The 18,984-nt window shown below is 66.1% G+C and carries 15 protein-coding genes and 1 tRNA gene; 8 read left to right on the forward strand and 8 right to left on the reverse strand.

Annotated elements, in window-relative coordinates; translation table 11 throughout:
- Positions 1–2: 2 nt before the first annotated feature.
- Positions 3–2,078 carry an ATP-dependent DNA helicase RecG gene (gene recG, locus PS060_RS14955; protein ID WP_273984262.1) on the reverse strand — a complete coding sequence of 692 codons (2,076 nt, stop codon included), beginning with the start codon at positions 2,076–2,078 and terminating at the stop codon, positions 3–5.
- Between the two features lie 72 nt (positions 2,079–2,150).
- On the opposite strand from recG, the gene PS060_RS14960 reads away from it, so the two are divergent.
- The 3 genes from PS060_RS14960 (at position 2,151) to PS060_RS14970 (ending at position 8,181) form a co-directional block, all read left to right on the forward strand.
- The gene (locus PS060_RS14960; RefSeq protein ID WP_273984263.1) at positions 2,151–2,429 is read left to right on the forward strand and encodes an FAD assembly factor SdhE; all 279 of its coding nucleotides are present in this window, start codon (positions 2,151–2,153) and stop codon (positions 2,427–2,429) included.
- Between the two features lie 160 nt (positions 2,430–2,589).
- Positions 2,590–6,090, forward strand: a complete 3,501-nt coding sequence (gene mfd, locus PS060_RS14965; RefSeq protein WP_273984264.1) for a transcription-repair coupling factor — start codon at positions 2,590–2,592, stop codon at positions 6,088–6,090.
- 39 nt (positions 6,091–6,129) lie between these two features.
- Positions 6,130–8,181 carry a TonB-dependent receptor gene (locus tag PS060_RS14970; protein WP_273984265.1) on the forward strand — a complete coding sequence of 684 codons (2,052 nt, stop codon included), beginning with the start codon at positions 6,130–6,132 and terminating at the stop codon, positions 8,179–8,181.
- Between the two features lie 7 nt (positions 8,182–8,188).
- Here the strand turns inward: PS060_RS14970 and PS060_RS14975 are convergent, their stop codons facing one another.
- Positions 8,189–9,025 carry an EAL domain-containing protein gene (locus PS060_RS14975; RefSeq protein WP_273984266.1) on the reverse strand — a complete coding sequence of 279 codons (837 nt, stop codon included), beginning with the start codon at positions 9,023–9,025 and terminating at the stop codon, positions 8,189–8,191.
- Between the two features lie 165 nt (positions 9,026–9,190).
- Between PS060_RS14975 and PS060_RS14980 the strand changes: the two genes are divergently transcribed.
- Together PS060_RS14980 and PS060_RS14985 are read left to right on the forward strand one after the other, a co-directional pair.
- Positions 9,191–9,970: an NAD kinase gene (locus tag PS060_RS14980; protein WP_273984267.1), complete on the forward strand. Its 780-nt coding sequence runs from the start codon at positions 9,191–9,193 to the stop codon at positions 9,968–9,970.
- A 236-nt stretch (positions 9,971–10,206) separates the two neighbouring features.
- Positions 10,207–10,281: transfer RNA gene (locus PS060_RS14985), tRNA-Asn, on the forward strand.
- A gap of 15 nt (positions 10,282–10,296) precedes the next feature.
- On the opposite strand, the gene PS060_RS14990 is transcribed toward PS060_RS14985, so the two are convergent.
- Positions 10,297–10,710: an energy transducer TonB gene (locus PS060_RS14990; RefSeq protein ID WP_273984269.1), complete on the reverse strand. Its 414-nt coding sequence runs from the start codon at positions 10,708–10,710 to the stop codon at positions 10,297–10,299.
- A gap of 131 nt (positions 10,711–10,841) precedes the next feature.
- Here PS060_RS14990 and PS060_RS14995 point away from each other — a divergent pair, with 131 nt between their 5' ends.
- On the forward strand, positions 10,842–11,774 hold the full coding sequence (locus tag PS060_RS14995; RefSeq protein ID WP_273984270.1) for a YeeE/YedE thiosulfate transporter family protein: 933 nt from the start codon (positions 10,842–10,844) through the stop codon (positions 11,772–11,774).
- Here the strand turns inward: PS060_RS14995 and PS060_RS15000 are convergent.
- The 4 genes from PS060_RS15000 to PS060_RS15015 form a co-directional block, all read right to left on the reverse strand.
- The gene (locus PS060_RS15000; RefSeq protein ID WP_273986937.1) at positions 11,771–12,526 is read right to left on the reverse strand and encodes a sulfite exporter TauE/SafE family protein; all 756 of its coding nucleotides are present in this window, start codon (positions 12,524–12,526) and stop codon (positions 11,771–11,773) included. The genes PS060_RS14995 and PS060_RS15000 overlap by 4 nt on opposite strands.
- 34 nt (positions 12,527–12,560) lie before the next feature.
- On the reverse strand, positions 12,561–15,326 hold the full coding sequence (gene secA, locus PS060_RS15005) for a preprotein translocase subunit SecA (RefSeq protein ID WP_273984271.1): 2,766 nt from the start codon (positions 15,324–15,326) through the stop codon (positions 12,561–12,563).
- A 129-nt stretch (positions 15,327–15,455) separates the two neighbouring features.
- A complete protein-coding gene (locus tag PS060_RS15010; RefSeq protein ID WP_273984273.1) occupies positions 15,456–15,731 on the reverse strand; it encodes a hypothetical protein in 276 nt (91 codons plus the stop codon).
- A 68-nt stretch (positions 15,732–15,799) separates the two neighbouring features.
- Positions 15,800–16,492, reverse strand: coding sequence for a TonB family protein (locus PS060_RS15015; RefSeq protein ID WP_273984274.1), 693 nt, complete (start codon positions 16,490–16,492; stop codon positions 15,800–15,802).
- Positions 16,493–16,580: 88 nt separating this feature from the next.
- Here PS060_RS15015 and argJ point away from each other — a divergent pair, with 88 nt between their 5' ends.
- Both argJ and PS060_RS15025 read left to right on the forward strand, forming a co-directional pair.
- A complete protein-coding gene (argJ, locus tag PS060_RS15020; RefSeq protein ID WP_273984275.1) occupies positions 16,581–17,807 on the forward strand; it encodes a bifunctional glutamate N-acetyltransferase/amino-acid acetyltransferase ArgJ in 1,227 nt (408 codons plus the stop codon).
- A complete protein-coding gene (locus tag PS060_RS15025; RefSeq protein ID WP_273984277.1) occupies positions 17,804–18,598 on the forward strand; it encodes an inositol monophosphatase family protein in 795 nt (264 codons plus the stop codon). Before argJ ends, PS060_RS15025 begins: the two co-directional genes overlap by 4 nt.
- 3 nt (positions 18,599–18,601) lie before the next feature.
- Here the strand turns inward: PS060_RS15025 and trxA are convergent, their stop codons facing one another.
- The gene (gene trxA, locus PS060_RS15030) at positions 18,602–18,922 is read right to left on the reverse strand and encodes a thioredoxin (RefSeq protein WP_273984278.1); all 321 of its coding nucleotides are present in this window, start codon (positions 18,920–18,922) and stop codon (positions 18,602–18,604) included.
- Positions 18,923–18,984: the final 62 nt, after the last annotated feature.

Raw genomic sequence — 18,984 nt, forward strand, 5'->3', positions numbered from 1 at the left:
GGCTATCCGCCGCGTAGCAGCTGCACACCCCAGTCGCGTTCGAACAGGTAGAGCAATATCCGCGCCGCCTCACCGCGCGGGCTGGTGAGCCCACCATCGCGCTCCATCAGCAGGCGTGCATCGCCATGCGCCACCGGCAGCAAGCGCTGAGTCTGTTCCAGATCAGCCACCCGGAACCCCGCCTCGCCCGATTGCCGGGTGCCGAGCAATTCGCCCCCGCCGCGCAATTCGAGATCTTCCTCGGCGATCCGGAACCCATCCTGCGTCTCGCGCATGAGGGCAAGCCGCGCGCGGCCCGTCTCGGACAGTTGAGCCGAGCGCAGCAGCAGGCAGGTTGATTTCTCCGCCCCGCGCCCCACCCGGCCGCGCAGCTGGTGCAGTTGTGCAAGGCCGAAACGCTCGGCCTGCTCGATCACCATAAGCGTTGCCGACGGCACATCGACACCCACCTCGATCACCGTGGTCGCCACCAGCAACCGCGCCTCGCCAGTGGCAAAACGCTCCATTGCCGCGTCCTTGACCTCGGGGCGAAGCTGGCCGTGAACCAGCACGACGGCATCGCCGAAACGCTCCCGCAAAGCCGCAAACCGCGCTTCGGCAGCGGCAATGTCGGCAAGATCGGGCGCGCCGTCGATCTCGCGCACCATCGGGCACACCCAATAGGCCTGCTGTCCGCTCGCGATGTGCCGTGCCAGTCCGTCCACCACCTCGCTCAGCCGCTCCATCGCCACCACGCGGGTGTCGATCGCCTGCCGCCCGGGCGGCAGTTCATCGAGGCGGCTCACGTCCATCTCGCCATATTGCGCCAGCGTCAGCGAGCGCGGGATCGGGGTTGCCGTCATGGCGAGAGTATGCGGCGCGCGCCGCCCCTTGGCGGCCAGCGCCAACCGCTGCGCCACGCCGAAGCGGTGCTGCTCATCAATCACCACAAGCCCCAGATCGCGGTAATTGACCGTGTCCTGAAAGATCGCATGGGTGCCGACCAGCAGCTGGATCGAGCCATCGAGCAATCCCATCAGGATCGACTCGCGCTCGCGCCCCTTGGCGCGGCCCGTCAGCAGCGCGATCTCGACCCCCGTCGGCCCGAGCATCTTGCGCAGTGTCTCGAAATGCTGGCGGGCGAGGATTTCGGTAGGGGCCAGAAGCGCCGCCTGCTTGCCTGCCTCAACCGCGATCAGCATGGCGTTCAAGGCCACCACGGTCTTGCCCGCACCGACATCGCCTTGCAGCAATCGCAGCATCGGCGCCTCCTGCGCCATGTCGCCCGCGATCTCGGCGATGGAGCGGGTCTGCGCGCCGGTCAGGCCAAAGGGCAGTTGCAGCCGCGCCCTCAGCCCACCGTCGCCCACCAATGCCTGCCCGCGCCTGCGCCGCCCATCGGCTTTCACCAGCAGCAGAGCGAGACTGTTGGCGAGCAATTCGTCATAGGCGAGCCGATCGCGCGCCTTGGCATCGGTGGTCTCATGCGCCAGCTTCAGCGCCTCGCGCCAGGTCGGCCATCCGGAACGCGCCAGCTGACCGGGTTCGATCCATTCGGGAAGATCGGGCAGCCGCGCCAAGGCCTGAGCTACGAAATCGGCAACCCGGGGCTGCACCAGGCCTTCGGACAGGCGGTAGACCGGTTCGGATAGCCGCGCCATGTGCGCTGCGCTTTCCGCCTCGATGTGGTCGGGATGGACGATCTGGAGCATATCGCCATAGCGGTCGAGACGGCCGGCCACCCAGCGCGTCTCACCCTCCGGCACGAGCTTCTTGGCGGAATAGGCTGCCTTGCCGAACCAGTTCAATGAACAGACATTGCCCGCCGCATCCTGCGCCAGCACGCGATACGGCCCGCGGCTCCCGGCCCGGGGGGCGCGATGTTCGATCGCGGTCAGTGCGATGATGACCTGCTCGCCCTCGCTCGCTTCATCTAAATTGGCCACCGCCCGGCGGCTGACAAAGCGTTCGGGCAGGTGATAGGCCACATCCTTGACCCGCGCGAGGCCGAGCTTCTCGAGCGGCTTCATCAGCTTTGGGCCAACGCCGCCTAGCGTGGTGACTTCGGCAAACAGCGGATTGAGAGCCTCGGGGCGCATGATGCACTCGCTAACATCTGACTTGCGTCTTTGCGAGTTGAAGGCGCCGGAACCTGTGGCTAGACCACCGCAATGACCGATGCCCCATCCTTCGAACAACGCCTCGCCCGCGCCAAATTCCGGAGCTGGCACCGCGGCACGCGCGAGGCCGATTACATGATTGGCGGCTTTTACGACCGCTACCATGCCCAGTGGGGCGAGGCCGAACTGGCGTGGTTCGAGGCGCTGCTCGACGAGGATGATGTCGACGTGATGGCCTGGGCCTTGGGCTCGCAAAACCCGCCCGAGCACCTTGCAGGCGACCTGCTGGCGGCGATGCAGAAGCTCGATTACGTCGACATTCCGCGCTGAGCAGCGACCTGTTCGACAACTGCGCCGCGCACGTTTAAGGCCCGGAACAAATCGCGCGTCCCTGCGGTTTGCCGTAGGCGCATTATCTCCCTGTGTGACCCCCTGCTCGATGCGAGTTGGGGGCGTATCTGCTTTGCTCCGTTCCTGTTGAAGTGATCCCATGCCCGATCTCAACCGCATCCTTTCAGCGCGCGATCCGCTGACCCTCGCCTCTCTGCCGCGCGGGGGCGTGCCGCTGGTGCTGGCCGATCTCGCGCGCGCCGCGAAACGCCGCGCGGTGTTCATCGCGCCCGACGATGCGGCCATGCGGGCAGCGGCCGATGCGGCGCGTTTCTTTGCGCCCGAGGTCGAAGTGGTGACTTTCCCGGCGTGGGACTGCCTTCCCTATGACCGCGCCAGCCCCGCTCTCTCGATCAGTGCCGAACGGCTGGCAGCGCTCCACAAGCTTCAGCAACCGGGCGCCGCGCAGCAATTGCTGGTGACTACGGTCAATGCGGTGCTCCAGCGCGTGCTTACCCCATTCCGGGTGCGAGAAAGCGTACGCGAGTTCCGCGTCGGCACGCAGATCGGGCACGAAAGCCTCGCCGCGCTGCTGACCCGGCAGGGCTACAGCCGCACGGACACGGTGATCGACCACGGCGAGTTCGCTGTGCGCGGGTCGATTGTCGACATCTTTCCCTCGTCACTGGAAAGCGGCCTCAGGCTCGATTTCTTCGGAGACGAACTGGAGAGCCTGCGGCTGTTTGATCCCGCCACGCAGCGGACCGTGGAACGGATCGACAGCCACCTGCTGCTCCCCGCTTCCGAAGCCCTGCTGGATGAGGACAGCATCAAGCGGTTCCGCAGCCGCTACCGCGAGCTTTTCGGGGCCAACGCGACGCAGGATCCGCTTTACGAGGCGGTGTCCGATGGGCGCAGGCTGGCGGGGATGGAGCACTGGCTGCCGCTGTTCGAAACCAGGCTCGCCACCCTTTTCGATCATCTCGGCAAGGATGACGTGGTGGTGATCGACCAGAGCGCGCTTGGCGCGGCCGAAGAGCGCCTTACCGACATCGCCGATTACCATGAACAGCGCGGGCGGACGGCGGTGGAGAAGAAGGGCAGCTATCGCCCGCTCGCCCCCGATGCGCTCTATCTTACGCGGGACGAACTCGACGCGGCGCTCGCCAGCCAGCCCGCCCACCGGGCCAGTGGCTTTGCATCGGATGCCAGCGGCAATGTGATCGATTTCGGCTTCCGCTCAGCCCGCGACTTTGCGCCCGAACGTGGCCGGGGCGAGAACGTCTACGAAGCGGCCGCCACGCATCTGGTTGGCGTGTCGAAGGCAGGCCGCAAGTCGGTTGTCGCCACCTATTCGACCGGCAGTGCGCGGCGCATTGCGGCAATTCTGGATGAGGCAGGCGCGCCCACGGCGCTGGCCGAGACGTGGCAGCAGGCCTTGGGACTGGCGGCCAAGTCGAAGACCGCAGTGGTCGTCCTGCCGCTCGAAACCGGGTTCGCATCTGACACGCTGGAATTGCTGACCGAGGCCGACATCCTCGGCGACAGGCTGGTGCGGCGCAAGAAGAAGCGCAAGGATTCCGACGCTTTCCTCGCTGAACTTCAGGCGCTGTCGCAGGGCGATCTGGTGGTTCACATCGAACACGGGATCGGCCGCTATCTGGGGCTTGAGGCGATCCCGGTGGGCAAGAGCAAGCATGATTGCGTCGCGCTGGAATATGCGGGCGGGGACAAGCTCTTCATTCCTGTTGAGAATATCGACGTCCTCACCCGTTATGGTTCATCCGATCAGGTCGTTGCCCTCGACAAGCTGGGCGGCGAGGCATGGCAGCGCCGCCGGGCGAAGCTCAAGGAGCGCATCACCGCCATCGCCGGCGAGCTGATGCAGGTCGCCGCCGCGCGCGCCTTGCGTCAGGCGCCCGCCTTGCCCGCCGATCCTGCCACGCTCGGCCAGTTCACCGACCGCTTCCCCTGGAGCGAGACCGAGGATCAGGAACGCGCCATCGCCGACGTTCTGTCCGATCTCGAAAGCGGTCGCCCGATGGATCGGCTGGTGTGCGGCGATGTCGGCTTCGGCAAGACCGAGGTCGCCCTGCGCGCGGCCTTCGTTGCTGCCATGAACGGCCAGCAGGTCGCGATTGTTGCCCCCACCACGCTGCTCGCCCGTCAGCATTATCAGAACTTCGCCGACCGCTTTGCCGGGTTCCCGTTGCACGTCGGGCGCCTCTCGCGGCTCGTGTCGTCCAAAGAAGCCGCCGAGACCCGCGAGGGATTGGAGAGCGGCCAGATCGACCTTGTCGTGGGCACCCACGCGATCCTTTCGAAGTCCACCAAGTTCAAGAACCTCGGCCTCGTGATTGTCGATGAAGAACAGCGCTTTGGCGTGACCCACAAGGAACGCTTGAAGCAGCTGCGCGCCGACGTTCACGTCCTCACCCTCACCGCGACCCCGATCCCGCGCACATTGCAGATGGCGATGAGCGGCCTGCGCGAGCTTTCCACCATCCAGACCCCGCCGGTCGACCGCCTCGCGGTGCGCACCTATGTGATGGAGTGGGACGACATGGTGATCCGCGAGGCGCTCCTGCGGGAACACCACCGCGGCGGGCAGAGCTTCATCGTCGTGCCGCGCATTTCGGACATGGCCGATATCGAGGAATGGCTGCGCGAGCACGCCCCTGAAATCAAATCGGTGTCCGCCCACGGCCAGATGTCCGCGCAGGAGGTGGAAGAGCGGATGGGCGCGTTCTATGACCGCAAGTATGACGTCCTGCTCTCGACCACCATCGTCGAAAGCGGATTGGACATTCCCAGCGCCAACACCATCATCATCCACCGCGCCGACCGCTTCGGCCTCGCTCAGCTCTACCAGCTGCGCGGCCGTGTCGGGCGGGCGAAGCTGCGCGCCTATGCCTATCTCACCCACGAGGCGGGCGTGGCCCTGTCGGAAGTCGCGCAAAAGCGGCTGAAGGTGCTCGGCGATCTCGACAGCCTCGGCGCGGGCTTCCAGCTCGCCAGCCACGATCTTGATATTCGCGGCGCAGGCAACCTCTTGGGCGACGAACAATCGGGCCATATCCGCGAAGTCGGCTTCGAACTCTACCAGGCGATGCTGGAAGAGGCGATCCTTGCCGCCAAGGCGGGCGACATGGGCCTCGAACGTCCGCGCGACAAGCTGACCCCGCAGATCACGGTCGATGCGCCGATCATGATCCCTGAAGACTACGTCCCCGATCTCGCCGTGCGCATGGCGCTCTATCGCCGCCTCAACCAGGCCGAAGGGCAGCACGAGATCGAGAGCCTTGCCGCCGAAATGATCGACCGTTTCGGCGATCTGCCGCAGCCGACCAAGAACCTCATCCGCCTGATCGAGATCAAGCATCAGGCGATCATCGCCAACATCGCCAAGATCGACGTCGGCGCGCGCGGCACGCTGGTGGGCTTCCACAAGGACGATTTCCCCGATCCTGCGGGCCTCATCGCCTATGTCGCCCGCCTCAATGAAGGTGGCAAGGACACGGCAAAGCTGCGCCCCGACATGAAGCTGGTGATCAACCGCGCCTGGGGTGATCCACTGAGCCGCCTCAATGGCCTGTTCCAGCTGACCAAAGGCCTTTCAGGCATCGTCAGAAAAGCCGCCAAGGCAAAGAAGGCCGCCTGATTGCAGGCACCACGTCACCAGAACAAACGCGGATACCCGATGTCAAAGCCCCTTTTCAGTCTCTCGGCCTGCACCCTTGCCCTCACCATCGCCGCACCGCTTGTGGCACAGGATGGCGAGCTGTCCGCAGACGAATGGGCAGTCGAGGACGAACCTGCCGCCGACGAAATCATCGTCACCGGCCGCGGTCTCGATCCGGCGCTGTCGACCGGCATCTACGCCACCACCACGCTGGAGCGGGAGGTGATCGTCGCCAGCGCTTCGGGCCGGATCGAGGATGTGCTGCGCGGCGTGGCGGGCTTTCAGCAGTTCCGCCGCTCTGACAGCCGTTCATCCAACCCCTCGGCGCAAGGCGTGACCCTGCGCGCCCTGGGCGGCAATGCCACGAGCCGCGCGCTGGTGCTGCTCGACGGGGTGCCGCTCGCCGACCCGTTCTTCGGCTACATCCCGCTTTCGGCCATCGCTCCCGAAACGCTCGGCACGATCCGGGTCACGCGCGGCGGCGGCTCAGGCCCGTTCGGCGCGGGCGCGTTGGCGGGGACGATCGAGCTGGAGAGCGCCGAGCCCGGCGATGCCGCGGGCTTTCTCGGTAGTGCGGCGGTGAATGACCGGGGCGAGACCGAAGCGACTGGTGTGCTGACCCAGCGCCTGGGGCGAGGCTTTGCAGTGGCGAGCGGACGCTGGGACAGGGGGCAAGGCTTTTTCACGACGCCTGCCGATCAGCGCGTCCCGGCCACCGCCCGTGCCCGTTTCGACAGCTGGAACGCCGCCCTGCGCGCGGTCGCACCGCTCACCGACGTCATCGAAGTGCAGGCCCGCGTCGCCGCCTTCCGGGATGATCGAACCTTGCGGTTCGAAGGTGCCGATTCCTTCAGCCGCGGCGAGGAAGCCTCGATCCGTCTGGTCGGGCGCGGGGCGTGGCAGTTCGATGCGCTGGCCTATGTCCAGGCGCGCGATTTCGGCAATGTGGTGATCTCTTCGACCCGCTTTACCCCCACCCTCGACCAGCGTCGCACCCCTTCGACCGGGATCGGCGGCAAGTTCGAGCTGCGCCCGCCGCTGCTCGAAGGGCACGACATCCGCATTGGTGCCGACTACCGCCGCTCTGATGGCGAATTGCAGGAGGAAGCGCTGAACGCCGTTTCCGGTGCGATCACCGAGCGCCGCCGCGCCGGGGGGACGACCGAGAATATCGGGATCTTCCTTGAGGACGACTGGCAGATCGGCCCGCTTACCATCAACGGCGGCCTGCGTGCTGATCGCTCGAGCATAACCGACGGCTTCTACCGCGCCGTCAACGCCAATGGCGCGCCGGTCAGCACGATCATCGCCGCCCCGCGCGCTGACTGGTCGCTCAATTGGCGTGCGGGCGCGCTGTTCTATGCCACCCGCAGGCTCGATCTGCGTGCGGCCGCCTACACCGGGCTGCGCCTGCCGACCCTCAACGAGCTCTACCGACCCTTCGTGGTGTTTCCCGTTACCACCGAGGCCAATGCCAATCTGGTGAACGAACGGCTGCAAGGGTTCGAGATCGGGTTCGACTGGCAACCGGTCAACGAAATCGTCATCGCCGTCACGGCTTTCGACAACGAAGTCGAAAACGCGATTGCCAACGTCACCATTGGCCCCAACTTGCGTCGCCGCGCGAACTTGCCCGCAGTCAAGGCGCAAGGGATCGAGGGAAGCGTGGCAGCCAAGTTCGGCAAGGTCAGCATCGATGGCGCGCTGGCCTGGACCGATGCCGAGGTGCGCGGGTCGGGCGCTTCGCTCGCGCTGGATGGCAATCGCCCGGCGCAGACACCCGCGTTCGCCGCGAGCCTGACGCTCGGCTGGCAACCTGCCCCCGGTTGGCGCGTGTCGGGCACGCTGCGCCATGTCTCGGCGCAGTTCGAAGACGATCTCGAAACCGACCGGCTTGCTCCGGCAACCACACTCGATGCCTTTATCGCCGCGCCCTTGTGGGGCCGTATGTCGCTGATCGCACGCGCGGAAAACCTGACGGACGAAACGATCATCACCCGCAATCAGGGCGGCTCCATCGACCTCGGCGTGCCCCGCACCATCTGGCTGGGCGTGCGCTACGGCTTCTGAGCGCTCTCTAGCCGTGGCCCATGCCGCGGGCGGTGCGGGCGAGCGCCACCACACTTTCGCTCGGCATCGGTTGCGCGCGCAGGAACCCTTGCCAGTAGTCGCAGCCTTCCGCGGTGATCGCAGCGCGCTGGATCTCGTCCTCGATCCCTTCGGCATAGACCGCAAGACCCAGCGCTTTGGCCAGCGCGACGATGGCGCGCAGCACAGCGAGCGCAGTGGCATCGGCCGGCACGCCTTCCACCATCGCCTTGTCGAGCTTGAGCGCATCAAGCGGCAGTTCGCGCAGGTATCGGAAATTGCAGAACCCTGCCCCGAAATCATCCAGCGCCGTGCGGAAGCCCAGCCCGCGCAACGCCTTCAATGCGCTCGCCGTCTGAGGCAGATTGCGCAGCAGCAGATCCTCGGTGATCTCCAGCATCAGCCGTTGCGGCGCAATTTCGGACTGTCCGATCAGCGCCGCAAAATCGGCGGCGAAGCGCTCCTCGCCCAGTTCTTCGGGCGTGATGTTGAGCGACAAGGTGAGGTTGTCCGGCCATGTTGCCGCGTCTTCCAGCGCACGCGCGACGACATGGCGCGACAAAGGCGCGACAAGCGCTGCTCTTTCGGCGACAGCAAACAGGTCACGCGCGCCGATCGCCCCCAGCGTCGGATGCCGCCAGCGCGCCAACGCCTCGGCCCCGACGACCGCGCCCGTGATGCAGGAGAACTGCGGCTGGAACAGCACCTCGATCTCGCGCCGGTCGAGCGCGCGCAGCAGATCGGCCTCGAGCACGCCGGGGCTGACGCCGGGAAACCGCCCGCGGGTCGCGCCGCCGCGCAAGGATGTCCGGCCCTGGTCCATCATGCTCCCTTGTGTCCGTGCCCCCCTTAACCTTTGCAGACGCGCCTGCCTCGCATCAATTGCAATCCGAGCCGGAATGGCACATCAGGGCCAACGCCTAGCATTGTGTCGGGGATAAGCGGGCCCGGGCGCAGTGTTGCCGGAGGGGGAAGAATGGCGAGCAATGGCATGACCTATCAGCATCTGGCGCTGCTCGCGTCGGAAACCCCGCGCGCGCAGGAGGCCTATGAGGCGCTGCTGGGCCAGCGCGAATGGGTGCCGCTGGCCGAGGCCGATGCCGCCGTGGTGCTGGGCGGCGATGGCTTCATGCTGCAAGTGCTGCACGCGATGCTCGATGCGGGCCGGGTGATCCCCGCCTATGGCATGAACCTCGGCACGGTCGGCTTCCTGATGAACCGCTATGACAAGCGCGCGCTGATCGCCGCGCGGGTGAACAAGGCGCGCCACTGGACGATCTCGCCACTGCGCGTCGAAGCGGTGACGCAGAACGGCGAGACCCATGTGCTCAATGCCATCAACGAGCTCTCGTTGCTGCGCGAAACCCGCCAGACCGCCAAGATCGAGGTGACCGTGGGTGACCGCGTTCGCATCCGCGAGCTGGTGTGCGACGGGGTGCTGGTCTCGACCCCGGCAGGCTCCACCGCCTACAACCTGTCAGCCCAAGGCCCGATCCTGCCGCTCGACAGCAAGATGCTCGCCCTCACCCCGATCAGCCCGTTTCGCCCGCGGCGCTGGCGCGGGGCGATCCTGCCTGACCGGATGCCGATCATCCTGAAGGTGCTCGACAATGTGAAGCGCCCCGTCGCCGCCGTTGCCGACCAGAAGGAGCTGCGCGACATCGCCGAAGTGCGCCTGACGATCGCGCATGACAATGACCTCACGCTGCTGTTCGATCCGGGCCAGAGCCTTGAGGAACGCATCGTCGCCGAGCAATTTGTGACGTCTTAGTGTTCCGCACGCCCTCCGGCGTGCGGTCCTCGCTAGACGCGCAGCAGAGCTGCGCCCGCTGCGGGCGCGCGGTCGCGCTTGCGGTCGCGGGGCGACCGAGGATTCTCCCGGGGGCGTTCGCCTGGTCAGCCTTATCGCGTCGTCCTGCAAGGCTTGTTCAAAACCCTCTTGCAATCCGATTCCGCCGCCCATATAGGCGCGCTTCCGCTCTTCCTTACACCGCTTGGAAGAGTTGCTCCCCGATAGCTCAGCGGTAGAGTAGGTGACTGTTAATCACTTGGCCGTAGGTTCGAATCCTACTCGGGGAGCCATTTTCTCGCCAGCGCTCACTTGATCCTGAAGGTCACCTTCGTGCTGAATTGCGCGGCGATGGGCTGGCCCGTTTCATCGAGCGCGGGCGCAAAGCGCGCCTTCTCTTCGATTTCCGCGCAGGCCGCCTGATCGAGAATCGCATGACCGCTCGACTGCGTGACCGTGCAATCGGTCGCGCGGCCCTCTGACGTAACGGTGACTGTCAGATGCACCGTTCCCTCCCGGTTTTCGGCCAGCGCCCGTGTCGGGTAGCCCGTCGTCACGCGGGCGCTGAATGTGTCTGTCTTCGTCTCGGCGCTGGCCTCGCTTGAGGCCACAGGCGCGGTGGAGGCTGGTTCACCTGCCTGACCGGACACCGCCTCCTGCGCGGCGGACGCCGAAGAAACAGCCAGAGCAAGAACCACGTACCGCGCGCTGCGCCCAATCATTGCTGCTCTCCGCTGGCTGTGCGAACCATTGCCAGATCCGGGCTCAGGTTAGCACGCTTCCCCCGCAATACCCACCATCTGCCGTGCGTGCAGCAATTGCACCCGGCGCGGCTGACGCTAAGCTCCGGCTGGTGACCTTGGCTCTCACCACCGCGCTGATGTTCCTGATCGGCTATGCCAGTCAGCGCGCGGGCGTGTGCATGGTGCGGGCCGTGCGCGAGGTGGTCGAGCGGCGGCGGGTGCATCGGCTGGCAGGCTTTGCGCTGGCCGCTTCGAGCGCGATCGTGGTGATGGGCCTTGCCGACTGGCTGGGGGCGGAACCCTTTATGACCATCCTTGGCGCGCCGCCTGATTGGCTCGCGGTGGCAGGCGGGGTGCTGTTCGCGCTCGGGTCGCTGATGGCAGGGCACTGCGCGATGGGGCTGCTCGCCGGGCTGACGCAGGGCGAGTTGTGGCGTGCGGGATCAATCGCGGCGATGTTTCTGGCGGCGCTGCTGCTTGGCCCCAATATGTCGAGCGCGGCGCTGATGCTGCCCGAGCGCGGCACCCTGCCCTCGCCGCTCGCCGGCCATGTGCTTCTTGCTCTGGTGGTCGGGGGAACCCTCGGCACTTTCGCAGCCACTTATATCTACCGCCGGATCGGCTGGAAGCGTCCCCGCGGCGGGTGGTCGCCGCTGATCGCGATGGCGGTGGTGGGCGCTGCTTCGGGCCTGCTGTTCGCGCTCGACCGCCAATGGCTCTACACCAGCCGCATCGCCGAGATCGCTTATGGCCGCGGCTGGACGCTGGCCGGGCTGATCGGCTTTGCTGCCTTGCTGGCCGGCATGACGCTGGCAACGCTGGTAGGCGGAACGTTCCGGTTGCGGGCGGGATCGCTGCAGCATTGGACAAGAGCAGCGGGCGGCGGCCTGCTGATGGGCGCAGGCGCAACGCTGGTGCCCGGCGGGAATGATACGATGCTGTTTACCGGCGTGCCGCTGCTCTTGCCCAACCTGCTGACGGGATATGCGGCCTTTGCCGGAACGCTGTTCCTCGCCCTGCTGATCCGCCGGACGCGGGTCTAGAAACCGGCCAGCAGGCGCACGCCGACCACTGCGACCAACAGCGCCGTCAGCCACCTGATCCACTGCGGCGGTAGCAACCGCGCGGCCATCAGGCTGCCGGCCTGCCCGCCGATCACCACCGCGATCAGCAAGGGCAGCGAGGCGCCCAGCGCCGCCCCGAGCAGGCCGGGGCCGTTCTTCACCATCTGCCCGGCAAGGCCGAACAGCGAGTTGACGAGGATGAACAGGCTTGCCGTCGCCGCAATCCCCCGCGCCTCATGCCAGCGCGCCAGATGCAGCAGCGGCGCGAGGAATATCCCCCCGCCGATCCCCACCAGCCCGGCGAAATAGCCCAGCGGCGCGGCGGCCAGCGGCATGAACCGGGCAACCCTTCCGGGCGCATCGCCGGCAGCCTCGCGCACCGGGATCAGCATGGTCATTGCGGTCAGCACCAGGCTCGCGCCCAGCAGCGTCAGGAAGGTCGCCTCCTTGATCGGGGTGAGCCCGCCAAGGAAGCTTGCGGGGGCGCCCAGCGCCACGATGACAAGCGCCTTCTTCCACGGTGTCAGGCCCGCACGGGCAAAGCGGATGCTGCCGCCCGTCACCACCACGATGTTGCAGGCCAGGCTCACCAGCGGGAGCAGGCGATAGTCGAGCCCCGACAGCGCCAGCAGCGCCGAATAGGTCGACCCGCCACCAAACCCGACGCTGGCATAGAGCAGCGCGGTGACGAGGAACGCCAATGCCAGAAGCACGGGAACGGCCCCGATCATCATGCGCCCCGCTCCTGCCCCCGCCCGTCAGCGATCAGACCAGCGCGCGGGCCGACAGCGCGCCGTGGCAGTGCTTGTACTTCTTGCCACTGCCGCACGGGCACAGCGCGTTGCGGCTGAGGCCGAGATTGGCATAGGGATCATTCCCCGTCGCAGCGCCGCCCGGGCCGATTTCCGCCGCAGGCGATCCCGCGAGCGAGCCGAACTGCTGCACCCGCGTCTCCGACCCATCGAAATCCGCAGAATCGTCAAGCCCGGTGAGCGGGTCGATATGGCCGGTGAGGAAATCGGGCAGTTCGGGAAGCGATTCCATCTGCGGCGGTTCGATCCGCAGTTCCGCCCGGAACAGGATCTTGGTCACTTCCTCGCGCAGCGTTTCGAGCATCGTCTCGAACAGCGCGAAGGCCTCCTGCTTGTATTCGTTGATCGGCTGCTTCTGCGCGATCCCGCGCATCCAGATCACCTGCCGCAGCGCATCCAATGTGGCGAGGTGCTCCTTCCAGTGATGATCGAGCTGGCGCAGCAGCACATCCTTCTCGACGATCCGCCAGATCGCCGGATCGGAGGAGTTCATCTTCTCCTCCATCATCGCGTCGGTCAGCGTGCGCAGCTTTTCCTCGAGCAGTTCAGGCTCGACCTCGTCCTCGGCCAGCCATTCATCATAGGGCGGCACGAAGCCAAGCACCGCTTCAGTCTTGGCCTTAAGCCCCGCGATGTCCCATTGCTCGGGGTAGGAACCCGGCGGGCACGCGGCACCGATCAGCGCATTGATGGTGTCGTGGCGCATATCGAGCACGACATCGTCAACGGCTTCGGAATCCATGATCTCGGCGCGCTGTTCGTAGACCACCTTGCGCTGGTCGTTCATCACGTCGTCGTATTGCACGACCTGCTTGCGCATATCGTAGTTGCGAGCCTCGACCTTCTTCTGCGCGGTCTCGATCGCCTTCGACAGCCACTTGCTCCCGATCGCCTCGCCATCGGCAAGGTTCGACTTCATCATCTTGGAGAACAGCGTGTCGGGGCCGAAGATGCGCAGCAGATCGTCCTCAAGGCACAGGTAGAAGCGCGACAGGCCCGGGTCGCCCTGACGGCCCGAACGGCCGCGCAGCTGGTTGTCGATGCGGCGGCTTTCGTGGCGCTCGGTGCCGAGCACGAAGAGACCGCCTGCGGCCTTCACGCGCTCCTTTTCCTCGGCGACTTCGGCGCGGATGCGCGCGATGGCCGCGTCACGCTCCGGCCCTTCGGGCATCTCGGCGAGTTCGTCATTGATACGGAATTCGACATTGCCGCCGAGCTGAATGTCGGTGCCGCGACCGGCCATGTTGGTGGCGATGGTGACCGCCCCATAGCGGCCCGCCTGTGCCACGATGTGCGCTTCCTGTTCGTGAAAGCGGGCGTTGAGGACGGCGTGCTTGACGCCTTCCTGATCGAGATACTGGCTGAGCAGTTCGGACTTCTCGATCGACACCGTGCCGACCAGCACCGGCTGGCCGATCTGCTGCTTTTCCTTGATCGCCTTGGCGATGGCGCCGAACTTGTCGGCGGTGTTCTTGTAGAACTCGTCTTCCTCGTCGATGCGGGCGACGGGCAGGTTGGTGGGGATTTCGACCACGCCGACCTTGTAGATGTCCCAGAATTCCGCCGCTTCGGTGGCCGCGGTGCCGGTCATGCCGGACAGCTTGGGATACATGCGGAAATAGTTCTGGAAGGTGATCGAGGCCAGCGTCTGGTTCTCCGGCTCGATCCGCACGCCTTCCTTGGCCTCGACCGCCTGGTGCAGCCCGTTCGACCAGCGGCGGCCATCCATCATGCGGCCGGTGAATTCGTCGATGATGATGACCTTGCCATCCTTGACGATGTAGTCGGTGTCGCGCTTGCGGGCGAAGTTGGCGACCAGCGCCTGATCGAGATGGTGGACGACCTGCGTGTTCTCGACATCGTAAAGGTTGTCGGTCGCCAGCAGACCCTTTTCGACGAGGATCTGTTCGACCTGATCGAGCCCTTCCTCGGTCAGCTGGACGCGCTTGGTCTTCTCGTCGATGTCGAGCCAGTCCTTCGGAATCTCGCGCGCGACCTGATCGAGCTGGACGTAGAGCTCGGACTTGTCCTCGGTCGGGCCGGAGATGATCAGCGGGGTGCGCGCCTCGTCGATCAGGATCGAGTCCACCTCGTCCACGATCGCGAAGTTGAACGGGCGCTGCGCCATCTGGCTGCGCTCGTGCTTCATGTTGTCGCGCAGGTAATCGAAGCCGAATTCGTTGTTGGTGCCGTAGGTGATGTCGGCGTTGTAGGCGTCGCGCTTGAACTCCTCGGGCATCCCGGGGACGATCACCCCGACGGTAAGGCCGAGCCAGTTGTAGAGCTTGCCCATCTCGGCCGCGTCGCGCCGGGCGAGGTAATCGTTCACCGTGACGACGTGGACGCCCTTGCCTTCGAGCGCGTTCAAATAGACCGCGAGCGTCGCCATCAGGGTCTTGCCCTCGCCCGTGCGCATTTCGGCGATCTCGCCGCGGTGGAGCACGAGGCCGCCGATCAGCTGCACATCGAAATGGCGCATCCCGAACACGCGCACCGATGCCTCGCGCACCGTGGCGAAGGCTTCGGGCAGGATCGCGTCGAGCGTCTCGCCCTTGTCGATCAGAGCGCGCAGCTTGGCGGTCTGGCCCTGCAACTCCTCGTCGGAGAGTGCCTGAATCTGAGGTTCGAGCGCATTGACCTGCGCGACAATCTTGCGGGCGGATTTGATGTAACGGTCATTGGCAGAGCCAAACAGCGACTTGGCGAGTGAATTGAACATGGCGTGATGAAGCCCTTGTTGTGCATGACGGCCCTTTTGCGGGCCTGACACGAATTTGCGGGAACGAAGCGCGCGCAGAGCCGGTGGCCGTGGCGCGCGGAAAAGCACTGGGGAATTGGTATCGGGCGCCTATTCGTAGGCGCGCTCGATCCCCATCAAGACCGGCAGACGCAGCGCCTCAGGGGCCGCAGGGCGGCTTGCGGGCGCTTCGATCTCGCGGCTTTCCTGCACCGTTGAAGGCACGGGCTGGATCGCGACGTGCTCGCTCCCCTGCGCCTCGTCACCGGCGGCAGCCGCAATGCTTGACCCGCAAGCCAGCGCCTCGGCCAACGACGCATTCGCCGGGCCGCCGAGGGCGACAAGGCCCGTCAGCAGGGCCAGAAAGGCAAGAAAACGCCGGGTCATGGGTAGCAGCTAATAGGGATTCCGCGTCAGTTCGTCCACCAGCATAGTGCGACAAGCTGTGCGGAAGCTTAATCGCCCGCTGGCGGCGGCGAGAGCGTGATCACATAGGTCACCATCACCTCGCGCGCGATCGGGCGACCCTCCTCGTCGCGATAGGGCACGCCGCGCGTGCCGTAGCTGCTCGGACAGGGACGCCGCTCAAGGGTGCGCTGGATGTCAGGCGGGAGCTTGTCCGACCGCTCGACGATCCGGCAATCGCGCTGCTCCCCGCGCTCGTCGAGCGTGAAGGCGACCTTGACCGTGAAGGGAATGGGATACTCCGGCTCGCGCAACTGCCATTTGGTCTCGCCCGGCCAGACCGAGGCGCGGGGCGTGCCATTGGCGTCCTCGGCAGGCTCGAACCGCGCGCGCTCCAGCAGCAGGCGGCAGGTCTCGGCCTCAAGCGCGGGGGTAGCCGTGCTGTAGGTGATGGTGCAGCCGGTGGGCTTGCCCTGCGCATCGACCCCTACATCATACTGCACCACGCCCTCTTCCCGCGCGCGCCAGGCATCCAGCGGATAGTCGGCAATGGTCACCCAGTCGTTGGATGAGCCGATTGGCTGTGGCACCTCCTTGCCGCGATAACCCGGCGGAGCGGGCACGAAATAACGCTCTTCACCGCGCGCTTCGGGTTTGGGTTTGGCCGGAGGGGGTGGAGGCTCCTGCGCTGTGGCGGGGATGGCAAGGCTGAAAGCGGCGAGCGGCCAGAGGCGGTTGATCATGCCCGCAATGCTATCAGGCCCGCCACGGCTCACAAAGCCCTAAGCACGAGATTGCAGGCGCGGGGTTTGGCCATTACGGGCGCTTGCCATGGATATCGCACGCTCGCCCCTCGCCCGCCCCTTCCCTGCACTGCCGCCGATTGCGGGCGTCACGCTGCGTGTGGCGCGCGCGCAATACAAGACATGGGACCGCTGCGATCTGACCCTTGCCGAACTGGCCGAGGGCACGAGCGTGGCTGGCGTCTTCACCAAGAGCGCCTGCGCCTCCTCCGAGGTCGAGCTCGGGCGGCAGAACATCGCGCAGGGCCGCGCGCGGGCGCTGGTGGTCAATGCGGGCAATTCGAATGCCTTCACCGGCTGGCGCGGGCGCGAGGCGGTCGAGGCGATCATGGCGCAGGTTTCGGGCGCGCTTGCTTGCCCGCAGGAGGAAGTGTTCGTCTCCTCCACCGGGGTGATCGGCGTACCGCTCCCCATCGACAAGGCCCGCGCAGGGATCGCCGCCGCGCTCGCCGCCGCGCCTTGCGGGTGGGAGGACGCGACCCACGCCATCGGCACCACCGACACCTTCCCCAAGGCCGCTGGTGCGAGCGCGATGGTGGGCGACACGCGGGTGGAGCTGGCCGGGATCATCAAGGGCTCCGGCATGATCGCCCCCGACATGGCGACCATGCTCGGCTACATCTTCAGCGATGCCGATGTCGCGCCTGCCTTCCTGCAAGCGGCGCTTGAACGCGCGAATGCTGCTACTTTTTCGTGCATCACCGTGGATGGCGACACCTCCACCAGCGACACCGTGATGGTGTTTGCGACGGCCAAGGCCGGTAACGCCAGGATCGACAATTGGGACAGCCCAGGCGCCGACGCCTTTGCCGCCGCGCTCGCCGATGTGTGCCGCAATCTTGCGCAGGCCGTGGTGCGCGATGGTGAGGGTGCCCAGAAATTCATCACCATCCGCGTCTCCGGCGCGGTCAGCGACGCAAGCGCGCGCGCCGTGGGCCTCGCCATTGCCAATTCGCCGCTGGTGAAAACCGCCATCGCGGGTGAGGATGCCAACTGGGGCCGCGTGGTCATGGCCGTCGGCAAGGCGGGCGAACCGGCGGATCGTGACAAGCTCTCGATCGCGTTCGGCGGCGTGTGGACGGCGCGCGACGGCCTGCCGGTCGATGGCTATGACGAGGCTCCGGTGGCCGCCCACCTCAAGGGCGAGGACATCGACATTGCGGTCGACCTCGGCCTCGGCGAGGGGCGCGCTACCGTGTGGACCTGTGATCTCACCCACGGTTACATCGCGATCAATGCGGACTATCGGTCTTGAGCGCGCTGGATGACGAAATCCGCGATCTGATGCGCTTTGCCGCGCAGCGTTCGATGCTGCCGCGCTTCCGCAACCTGGCCGCAGGCGAGATCGAGATGAAGGGGGACGACGACCCCGTCACCATCGTCGACCGCGAGGTGGAAGCCTTCCTCACCGAAGCGCTGACCAAGCTCGCCCCCGGTGTGGCGGTTGTGGGCGAAGAGGCGGTTCATGCCGACAAGGCGGTGCTCGATCACCTATCGGGCCAGTGCTGGATCATCGACCCGCTCGACGGGACGGCCAACTTTGCTCAAGGCAAGGAGCCCTTCGGCATCATCATCGCGCTGGCTGACGCTGGGCACGCCGTGGCCGGGTGGATTTACGACCCCGTGAAAGACCGCTTCTGCCACACCCGCCGCGGCGAGGGAGCGTTCGTCAACGGCGAGCGCATCGCCGCGCGCACCACCGGCCAGCAGCCGCCGGTGACTGCGGTCAGCCGGATCTTCCTCACGCCCGAACAGTCGGCGATGGTCGACGCGAAACTCGCGCCCCATTACACGCTGGTCGACATCCCGCGCTGCGCCGCCGAGCAATATCCGCGGCTTGCCCTGGGCGAGAACGACATTTCGAGCTTCAAGCGCACCCTCGCCTGGGATCACGCTGCGGGTGTCCTGTGGCTCAACGAGGCGGGCGGCAAGGCGGCGCGGCTTGATGGCAGCGCTTACCGCGTCGACCAGCACGATGCCCCCGGATTGATCGGGGCATCGTCACCGGCAATCTGGGATGAATTCGTGGCGCGGCTTGGCGCCTAGAGCTTAAAGCTCGCCTTCAAGCCACGCCTTGAGCGCACCCTTCGGGGCGGCGCCGAGCTTCTGCGCGACCGGCTGGCCGTTCTTGTAGAGCACCATCAGAGGGATCGACTGCACGCCAATCGCGGCGGGGGTGTCGGTGTTCTCCATGATGTCCATCTTGGCGATCACCACCTTGCCGGCGAGCTCCTCGCTGATTTCCTCAAGCGCGGGCGCGATCATCTTGCACGGGCCGCACCAGTCGGCCCAGAAATCCACCAGCACCGGGGTATCGCTGTCCAGCACGTCAGCCTTGAAGCTTGCATCGGTCACATTGACGGTCGCCATTGTCGGTATCTCCTTTTGCCGCGCAGCATAGGGGCGGCGGTCACAGGAATGCAATCTAGTGC

The organism is Erythrobacter sp. BLCC-B19 (genome assembly GCF_028621955.1).
Lineage (GTDB): Bacteria > Pseudomonadota > Alphaproteobacteria > Sphingomonadales > Sphingomonadaceae > Erythrobacter.